This window comes from Plesiomonas sp. ZOR0011, from assembly GCF_000800945.1.
GTDB lineage: Bacteria > Pseudomonadota > Gammaproteobacteria > Enterobacterales > CAMTGL01 > Plesiomonas > Plesiomonas shigelloides.
This window is the reverse complement of sequence record NZ_JRKB01000027.1, coordinates 1-9,601: the sequence shown is the minus strand read 5'-3', so window position 1 is coordinate 9,601 and position 9,601 is coordinate 1. Positions and strand designations below refer to the sequence as shown.

Annotated in this window: 7 protein-coding genes and 1 pseudogene; 5 read left to right on the top strand and 3 right to left on the bottom strand. The window is 55.2% G+C overall.

The genetic code is table 11. From position 1 onward, the window contains the following. A pseudogene (locus L975_RS04915) lies at positions 1–535 on the bottom strand (hypothetical protein); the annotation flags it as partial. A gap of 222 nt (positions 536–757) precedes the next feature. Here L975_RS04915 and trxC point away from each other — a divergent pair. The 3 genes from trxC (at position 758) to L975_RS04900 (ending at position 4,698) form a co-directional block, all read left to right on the top strand. Continuing rightward, on the top strand, positions 758–1,183 hold the full coding sequence (gene trxC, locus L975_RS04910) for a thioredoxin TrxC (protein ID WP_010862392.1): 426 nt from the start codon (positions 758–760) through the stop codon (positions 1,181–1,183). Between the two features lie 74 nt (positions 1,184–1,257). Continuing rightward, entirely contained in the window at positions 1,258–1,965 is a 708-nt protein-coding gene (locus L975_RS04905) for a tRNA-uridine aminocarboxypropyltransferase (protein WP_047707486.1), read from the top strand. 96 nt (positions 1,966–2,061) lie between these two features. Continuing rightward, complete coding sequence (locus L975_RS04900; RefSeq protein ID WP_047707484.1) at positions 2,062–4,698, top strand: bifunctional acetate--CoA ligase family protein/GNAT family N-acetyltransferase; 2,637 nt, start codon at positions 2,062–2,064, stop codon at positions 4,696–4,698. A 45-nt stretch (positions 4,699–4,743) separates the two neighbouring features. Here the strand turns inward: L975_RS04900 and cobO are convergent, their stop codons facing one another. Next, positions 4,744–5,352, bottom strand: coding sequence for a cob(I)yrinic acid a,c-diamide adenosyltransferase (gene cobO / locus L975_RS04895; protein ID WP_036768607.1), 609 nt, complete (start codon positions 5,350–5,352; stop codon positions 4,744–4,746). Positions 5,353–5,566: 214 nt separating this feature from the next. Here cobO and L975_RS04890 point away from each other — a divergent pair, with 214 nt between their 5' ends. Together L975_RS04890 and pssA are read left to right on the top strand one after the other, a co-directional pair. Continuing rightward, positions 5,567–7,051 carry a cobyric acid synthase gene (locus L975_RS04890; RefSeq protein WP_047707482.1) on the top strand — a complete coding sequence of 495 codons (1,485 nt, stop codon included), beginning with the start codon at positions 5,567–5,569 and terminating at the stop codon, positions 7,049–7,051. A 105-nt stretch (positions 7,052–7,156) separates the two neighbouring features. Further along, positions 7,157–8,515, top strand: coding sequence for a CDP-diacylglycerol--serine O-phosphatidyltransferase (pssA, locus tag L975_RS04885; protein ID WP_047707481.1), 1,359 nt, complete (start codon positions 7,157–7,159; stop codon positions 8,513–8,515). Positions 8,516–8,666: 151 nt separating this feature from the next. Here the strand turns inward: pssA and L975_RS17205 are convergent, their stop codons facing one another. Beyond that, entirely contained in the window at positions 8,667–9,287 is a 621-nt protein-coding gene (locus tag L975_RS17205) for a hypothetical protein (protein WP_156121098.1), read from the bottom strand. Between the last annotated feature and the right edge of the window lie 314 nt (positions 9,288–9,601).

The following is a 9,601-nucleotide window of genomic DNA, read 5'->3' as shown; positions in this document are numbered from 1 at the left end:
GACCTTCACCACGGCCTTCGCTGCGGCGATCGTCGTTAAAGCGTGGCTTGCGCTCGCCATCACGCTCGAAGCGTGGGCGGTCATCGCGGCGACCTTCACCACGGCCTTCGCTGCGGCGAGCGTCGTTAAAGCGCGGCTTGCGCTCGCCATCACGCTCAAAGCGTGGGCGGTCATCACGGCGACCTTCTCCACGGCCTTCGCTGCGGCGATCGTCGTTAAAGCGTGGCTTGCGCTCGCCATCACGCTCGAAGCGCGGACGGTCATCGCGGCGACCTTCACCACGGCCTTCGCTGCGGCGATCATCGCTAAAGCGTGGCTTGCGCTCACCGTCACGCTCGAAGCGTGGGCGGTCATCGCGGCGACCTTCATTACGGCCTTCGCTGCGGCGCTCATCATTGAAGCGCGGCTTGCGCTCACCGTCACGTTCAAAGCGTGGGCGGTCATCACGGCGGCTCTCGTTGCCACCCCGGTTACCATAAGGGTTGTCGTAGCTGTTGTTGTCCCGGTTAAAGCGGGGTTTACGATCGTCGGTCATGAATTTCTCCAAAATTTTGGGGCGCGCAGCTTATCCGCCCATCCTTCTGGCAGCAAGCAACAAATTGATCGGCGCAGTGTAGCATTGATCACTGAAAAAGCGACGCTCTATGATTGTAATTCTCTATCAGAGCCATTGGTAAAACCGCATGGTTTTTCCAATGCCGCCCTCCTACAGTACAACCATGAATTATTGTATGCCGGAACTCGGCAGGGGAAAGAGATGAATACAGTATGTCCGGCCTGTCAGGCCAAAAATCGGGTCCCCGAAGAGCGTCTGCAAGATGGCGCGAAATGTGGTCGTTGCCAGCATGAGCTGTTCGACGGTAGCGTGGTCAAAGCCACCAGCCAAACCTTCGATGCGCTGCTGGGCGATGACTTACCGGTAGTCGTCGATTTCTGGGCACCATGGTGTGGCCCATGCCGCAGCTTCGCGCCGGTCTTTGAGCAAACCGCGGCCGAGCTGGCCGGTAAAGCGCGTTTTATCAAAGTCGATACCGAAGCCGAACCTGCACTGGCGATGCGTTTTGCTATTCGCAGCATCCCAACGCTGATGATCTTCAAGCAAGGCAACAAGGTGGATGTGCTCAATGGCGCGCTGCCAAAAGCCCAATTTACCAGCTGGCTGGCGCCGCACCTCGGCGCATAACCGCGCACGACTTGCTCCACACGCATAAGCGCCTACAATAGGCGCTTTATTGCTTCCCTACGGTTTCTTTTTTCATGTCGTCCAATGCCGTTCTTCGCCTGCGCGCCACCCGTTTGGCACAGGCTACCCGCCCATTTTTGGCGCGCGGATGCCGCGTCGTGCGCTGTGAGCACTGCCTGCTGCCGCAGTCTCACTGCTTGTGTCACCTGATCCGCCAAGCGCCAGCGCGCAGCCAGTTCTGTCTGCTGATGTACGATACTGAGCCGATGAAACCGAGCAACACCGGTCGTCTTATTGCTGATGTTTTGCCCCATACGCAGGCGTTCCAGTGGTCACGCACCGCCGTTGACCCCGAGCTGCTGGCATTGCTTAACGATCCGACTTGCCAGCCTTACATCATCTTCCCTGCCAGTTATGCTGAGCCTGAGCGCGTGGTCAAGCAACTGCCGCCGCCAGAACAAACGGCCGGTAAACGCCCGTTGTTTGTGATGCTGGATGGAACCTGGACCGAAGCGCGCAAAATGTTTCGTAAAAGCCCGTATCTGGACCGCTTCCCTATCCTGCCGCTCTATCCGGTTGCACAATCTTGTTATCAACTGCGCGAAGCCAGTACCGATGAACAGCTGTGCACTGCCGAAGTTGCCGCACAGTTGCTGGCGATGGCCGGCGATCAAGACGCCGCCAGTGCATTGGACACCCTGTTTAGCCAATTCCGTCAGCACTATTTGGCCGCCAAACTGAACCGCAATATCGACCAGATCACAGCCGACACCCAGCGCTGAGGCATTGCGCGGCAAGATTGCTTATTATATAGACAGCTTGCCGGCCATATCACTCTCCTGTGCCGGCCCCTTTCAGGTCTGACGGAAGAGACTGCCATGAGCCAATACGGACTGAACGCTCTGCTGCGCCCCGCCTCGATTGCCGTGATTGGCGCATCGATACACCCGCATCGCGCCGGTTATCTGATGATGCGCAATCTCCTCGATGGCGGATTTACCGGCTCGGTATTGCCCGTTAGCCCGCGGCATAAAGCAGTGTGTGGCGTGCTGGCTTACCCCAATATCGCCAGCCTGCCGTTAACGCCCGATCTGGCCATCTTATGCACCCATGCGCGGCATACACCGACGCTGTTACAGCAACTGGGGGAGCGAGGCTGCCGAGCGGTGATCGTGTTATCCGGTCATGCTGCCGATCACGAGCAATTACGCCAACTGGCCCAGCAATATCGGCTCCGTCTACTGGGCCCCAACAGCTTAGGGATCCTCGCGCCGTGGCAAGGGCTGAACGCCAGCTTCTCACCGGTCAGCGCCCGCCCCGGTAAACTGGCGTTTGTCTCGCAATCGACAGCGGTCGCCACCACCGTATTAGACTGGGCCGCCCCGCGCCAGATTGGCTTTTCTCACTTTATCGCCCTCGGCGACGGTCTGGATGTCGACGTAGATGACTTGCTGGACTATCTAGCCAGTGACAGCAAAACCAGCGCCATCTTGCTCTATCTCGAACAGCTGACCGACGCACGCCGCTTTCTCTCCGCCGCGCGCGCCGCCGCCCGTAATAAACCGATTTTGGTGGTCAAAAGTGGACGCAGCGCCGCGGCGCGCGCGCTACTGGATGCCCAAGGCTTGGACAGTGCCTACGATGCCGCCTTTGCCCGCGCCGGTTTACTGCGCGTGCGCGATACCCACGAACTGTTTGCCGCCGTCGAAACCTTGCACCATAACCTAAAAGTGCGCGGCGAGCGTCTGGCCATCATCAGTAACGGTGCCGCGCCTGCCGCGATGGCGGTGGATGAATTGATCAGTCGCGGTGGCAAACTGGCCACCTTTAGTGCTGAAGAGCGTCAGCGCTTGCATCTCCCCGCAACCACCAACCCAATCCCGCTCAATCTGGGGGATGCGGCGTGCGCCGAGTACTATCTTGCCGCACTGCAGATGGTGCTCGACAGTGACCAGTGCGATGCCATTTTATTACTGCATGCCCCGAGCGCTATCTCACCGGCTACCGACACCGCCGAGCGCATCACCGCCTTTTTACACGCGCATCCCAAAGGTAAGCACAAAGATATCCTCACCTGCTGGAGCGGTGAGCAGGTCTCGTTGCAGGCGCGCCAACATTTTGCGGCGACCGGATTGCCAACTTACCGCACCGTTGAGAGCGCCGTGGCCGCGTTCATGCACCGGGTAGAATACAAACGCAATCAAAAGCAGCTGATGGAAACCCCGGTATCGCTGGCAGGCCTGCCCATTGATACCTCCGCCGCGCAAAGCCTGCTCAGTCAAGCCTGTGCGCAGCAGCAGTGGCAACTCGATACCTGTCAGGTGCGGGCCATTTTGCAAGCCTACAACCTGACCGTGCAGCCAGCACTGCCGGCCACCGATGCCGCCGAAGCAGTGATTCTGGCCGAACAACTCGGTTATCCGGTGGCGGTGAAACTGCGCTCGTACGATATTCCACACAAATCAGACGTACAGGGCGTGATGCTCAATTTGCAAACCCCGCTTGAGGTGCAGCAAGCTGCAGACGCCATTTTAGAGCGCACTGCTCGCACCTATCCGGCCGCCGTATTACAGGGCTTACAAGTCCAAGCGATGGTACAACGACAAGGGACACAAGAGCTGCGGATTAAAGTGGTTACCGATCCGGTGTTTGGCCCGATCATTTTACTCGGTGAAGGCGGCTCAGAATGGCAGATGGAAAATGATGCGGTTGTCGCCCTACCGCCACTAAACCTGACGCTAGCGCGCTACTTGGTTATCAGTGCCCTTAAGCGTGGCAAAATTCGCAACCGCACTCAACTCGATATCGGCGCGTTAAGCCGCTTACTGGTGCAAGTCTCCTACCTGATCCTCGATTGCCCGATGGTCAGTACGCTAGATATCCATCCGCTGCTGGCCTCCGGCAGTGACATGATCTTGCTGGATGTCGCCATGCAAATCGCCCCACCCCAAGGCGATCCGCAGCGGCGCTTAGCGATCCGCCCTTACCCGAAAGAGCTCGAAGAGATCGTGCACTTAAAGCAAGGCGAGCCCTGCATGTTGCGCCCAATCTTGCCCGAAGATGAACCACTGCACCGCGCCTTCATCGCCAATGTCACGCGTGAAGATCTGTACCGCCGCTATTTCAGCGAAGTTGGCGAGTTCAGCCATGAGGATCTGGCGCACATGACCCAGATTGACTACGATCGCGAAATGGCCTTTGTGGCAGTGCGCCAACTTGGCCATCAGCAAGAGATCATCGGTGTCGCTCGCGCCTTGGCCGACCCTGACTTTCAAGATGCCGAGTTTGCCGTGCTAGTACGCTCCGATCTCAAAGGTCTCGGTATTGGCCGCCTACTGATGGACAAACTGATCCGCTATGCGCGCGATAGCGGATTACAGCGCTTAAGCGGGATCACCATGCCCGCCAATCAGGGCATGATCCGGCTGGCACAAAAGCTCGGTTTCCAGACCGAAATGCTGCTTGAAGATGGCATCGTCAACTTACAGCTTCCCCTGACCGGCAGCACGCCTTGAACCGCGGCCAAGCATCAGCACAGTCAACCCGCCATGCGCGGCGCGTTACCAATCAATCCCGCGCCGCGCCTTTAGGCCAGCATTAAACGCATGCTTCACAGGACGCATCTCGGTGACGGTATCCGCCATCTCCAACAGCGTACGGTGACAACCTCGACCGGTAATGATCACGCTTTGCTCCGCTGGGCGCAGCTCCAATGCCGCCACTATCTCTTCTAACGGCAAATAGTCGTACTGCACCATATAGGTCAGCTCATCCAGCACCACCAAATCCAAGGCAGGATCGGCCAACATGCGGCGCGCATGCTGCCAAGTCTCCTGCGCCGCAGCTTTATCGGTCTCGCGATTTTGCGTTTCCCACGTAAAGCCGGTCGCCATCACCTGAAACTCAACTCCCAACGGAGAAAGCAAATTCAGCTCGCCGTTATCCCAGTTGCCTTTGATAAACTGCACCACTCCCGCCTTTTGGCCGTGCCCGACCGCGCGGGTCACGGTTCCCATCGCCGCCGTAGTTTTGCCTTTGCCATTTCCGGTCAGTACCAACAACAGCCCCCGCTCTTCTTGTGCGCTGGCGATTTTGGCATCCACTTTTTCTTTAAGGCGCTGTTGGCGCGCCTGATGACGATCATCCACCGTTGAACTTCCTTCTGTCATTAACCGTTATTCATTCTTGTTATGGTTTTGCTTTATGAGTTTCGCATCGGAAAAACCCATGCGATAAGCGCTACACTTTGCCAGTTTTTTACGGCAAAACAATCCATGCACGCAACTTCCTCATCATATTCCCCATCACAAAAGACCCGCTTTGCGGTAAGGTAACGGCTTTATTTGCCGCACGTTGATATAGCGCTGAGATCGGAGCCTTAAGATGCCACAACCTACCGCTGCCTTTACCCTGATGGTCCAAGGAACCACCTCTGATGCTGGGAAAAGTGCGTTCGTTACCGGACTTTGTCGCGTTCTGCAGCGCCGAGGCTACCGCGTGGCACCGTTCAAATCGCAAAACATGGCACTGAACAGCGCAGTCAGCGCCGAAGGCGGTGAAATTGGCCGAGCGCAAGCGGTCCAAGCGCAAGCTTGTCGCATTGCCCCAAGCATTCACATGAATCCGGTGCTGCTCAAACCGAGCACCGATATCGGCGCCCAAGTGATTGTGCAGGGCAAAGTATTCGCCAACATGGAAGCACAGGTGTATCACCACCATAAACCGGCGCTGTTAGCCAAAGTGCTCGAATCCTTTCACTACCTGACCGAACGCTATGAGGCCGTGATTATCGAAGGTGCCGGTAGTCCTGCAGAAATCAACCTGCGCGATCGAGATATTGCTAACATGGGCTTTGCCGAAGAAGCCGATGTGCCGGTGATTATCATTGCCGATATCGACAAAGGCGGCGTCTTTGCCCATTTATATGGCACGCTCGCCCTGCTGTCGCCCAGCGAGCAAGCGCGCGTCAAAGGCTTTGTCATCAACCGTTTTCGCGGCGATATCAGCCTGCTACAAAGCGGTTTGGAGTGGTTAGAGCAAACCACCGGCAAGCCGGTATTCGGTGTGTTGCCGTATCTGCACAATCTGCATCTGGAAGCCGAGGATGCCATCAGCGCCGCCCAAATTACCGGCGAAACTCAGCTCAATGTGGTGGTGCCGGTGCTGACACGCACCAGTAACCATAACGATTTCGATGCCCTGCGCGCCCATCCCCAAGTCAACCTGCAGTTTGTCGCGCAAGGACAACCGTGGCCGCAAGCCGATCTGGTCATTATCCCTGGCACCAAATCCGTGCGCGATGATTTAGCCTTCATCCGCCACAATGGTTGGGACAACGAGATTGCCCGCCACCTGCGCTATGGCGGTAAAGTCATCGGCATTTGCGGTGGCTATCAAATCTTGGGGCAAACCATCCGTGACCCACAAGGTCTAGAAGGCCCTGCCGGTAGCAGTGATGGCTTGGGCTTTTTACCGGTACACACCACGCTGGAGCCGGAAAAGCAGCTAAAATCAGTGCAGGGCACCCTGCAGCTGCCGAGCCAAACTGAATGCCCGATCACAGGATATGAAATCCATCTTGGTCAGACGGAACACCCGGAGCAACAAAGTGTCATACAGTGCGATGATGGCTCCCGTGAGGGCTGCATCAGCCCAGACGGCCAAGTCATTGGCACCTATTGGCATGGCTTGTTTGACCATCCACAAGCTTGCCAACACTGGCTGCACTGGGCAGGACTGGCCCATGCCGAACGGGTAGACATCGAACAACTGCGTGACACCGCCATTGATCGGATCGCCGATGCAATTGAAGCACACATTGATCTGGAGGCGTTGTTGCACTGCAAACCACAGGGCTCTTGCAGTTAACTGCAGCAATCAGGCCAAAAACATGGTATTTTTAACGGTTCAACGTATTGTTTCGATACCCTGGCTATTCAACCAATACATTTTGATAAACTGAGTATTCTCGTGATGCTGTCAAAACTAAAACGCAACAAAAATCAGCAACACCTAGAGCTGCTGCCGTGTTTTCCTTTACAGGCTGATTGCGTTACCACTTTTTATCAGACGGAAGATTTTCGTCTGCAACTGCTTCGTCTGATAGAGCAGTCGCAACACCGTATCTACCTCTCAGCCCTGTATCTGGAAAACGATGAGGGTGGACGTGATGTACTGCAAGCCCTCTATGCGGCCAAGGCCGAGCGGCCACAGCTGGATATCCGGATTTTTGTTGACTGGCATCGTGCCCAACGTGGACGTATCGGGGAAGGCGCGTCCTCCACCAACGCCGGTTGGTACACCGCCATGGCAAAAGCGCATCCCGAGACTGAAATTCCGATCTATGGCGTTCCGGTGAACACCCGTGAAGCGCTGGGAGTATTGCACCTCAAAGGCTTCGTGTTTGATGACTACGTGCTCTATAGCGGCGCTAGCCTGAATAACGTCTACTTGCACCGTCTGGAAAAATACCGCTACGACCGCTATCACCAAATCCAACATACCGATTTGGCCAATAGCATGGTGAAGTTCATGCAAGATAGCCTGATGAACTCACCGGCGGTACAACGCTTAGATCGCGATGACAAACCAACGACGCAAGAGATCAAAGTAGCGATTAAGCGGTTTCGTCACGAGCTAAAAAGTGCCAATTACGAAACCTACGGTACGTGCACCAATGCCGAGAATCTCAGCATCCGTCCGTTATGTGGTCTGGGCAAACGTAGCGCCCTGAATCTGGCGATTCAGGATCTGTTTGGCGCGGTAGAAGAGCAGCTCACCATCTGTACCCCGTATTTCAACCTGCCAGCCCCGTTAGTAAAATCCATTCATCAATTATTGGCGCAGGGAAAACGGGTAGAAATCATCATTGGTGACAAAACCGCCAACGATTTCTTCATCCCGCCGGAAGAAAAATTCAAAATTATCGGTGCGCTGCCTTACCTGTATGAAATTAACCTGCGCCGCTTCATGAGCCGCTTGCAGCGTTTTATCAACAGCGAGCAGCTAGTGATCCGCCTGTGGAAAGACAGCGATAACAGCTATCACCTCAAAGGAGTCTGGGTGGATAACCGTTGGCAAATGCTAACAGGTAACAACCTCAATCCACGCGCATGGGGTCTCGATCTGGAAAACGCCCTGCTGATCCACGATCCGAAAGGCGAATTGCAGACCCAACGCCAAACCGAGCTGGAGCATATTCGCCAACATACACGGCATATTACCCACTACCAACAACTGGAAAATCTGCCGCAATACCCAGAGCCGGTGCGTAAGTTACTGCGACGCTTAAGCCGAATGCGCATTGATCGTCTGATCAATAAAATTCTCTGATTGCGCGATTACCAAAACCGACCAAAAGCCTGATACGTTCCATCAGGCTTTTTTATTCTCCCTGCTCTCCTCAACACACCAAATTCAGGCCCCCCAGCGTTCATCAAGTCAGATTAGATATTCACGTACAGACATGTAATTGCCAAGCGTATTAACGCCAACGCCCCCGCGGGGCCGACATCGGTCGTATCGGTTTTGGTGCAGGCACCACACCCGAACGTGTTGCAGGGCGCACCGTATGAGCAGGAAGTTTTTGCGGAGATAAGGCAGATGATGGCGTTCGTTGTAACTGCAACGCAGGATCGTGCGCACTCTCTCTCAATACCGAATTCGGCGTATGATTCGATACCGGTCTGGCTTGCCAACGTTGACGCGCGTTCATCTGTTGTTCCGCTGACATCGAATGCCAACGCCTGTCCAACTGCTGCTGCAATGCAGGAACATTGGCAGCAAAATGCCGCTCATCCCAATGCCCCACATGATCTTTAATCGCTTGCTGCCGCGCGGGATCTTGCGCCTGCCACCAATCCTGTAACCGCTCTTGCAGCTCATCACGATCGGCACAGCAACCTGGATAGTAATAGATCCAATCATTCTCATGATAACGCCAAGGATCGTCATCGCCATAAAGGTAAACATAACCGGCGCCAGAGCTAATAGTGGCCGTAGTATGTTGTGACCGGTAGCCCGCACAACCGGTCATTACAGCGCACAAGACTAACAAGCCCAATATGCGTCGCGCATAGTGTGCCGTCTTACCGCTTTTCGCCATATCTGTTGCAGCCCGTGATTGGATTATCTCGTCGACAATAAGCATAGCCTTGAAAAAAGGCCAAGAGACAAAAAGAGGAGATAAAAAATAGCGCAATAACGGGAAAAAAAAGATAGAGGAAAAGGAAAACTAAAAGAGGGAAATTAACAGCCCAAACCAAGCCATGACAGGCTTATAAGATCACTGAAATACGTCTAACAACGCTCAACATTGAGTATGTATTCAAAACGGATAAAAGCCAAACGCAAAAAGCCCATCCGTTAGGATGGGCTCTTCACTTATTTGATGCCTGGCAGTTCCCTACTCTCGCATGG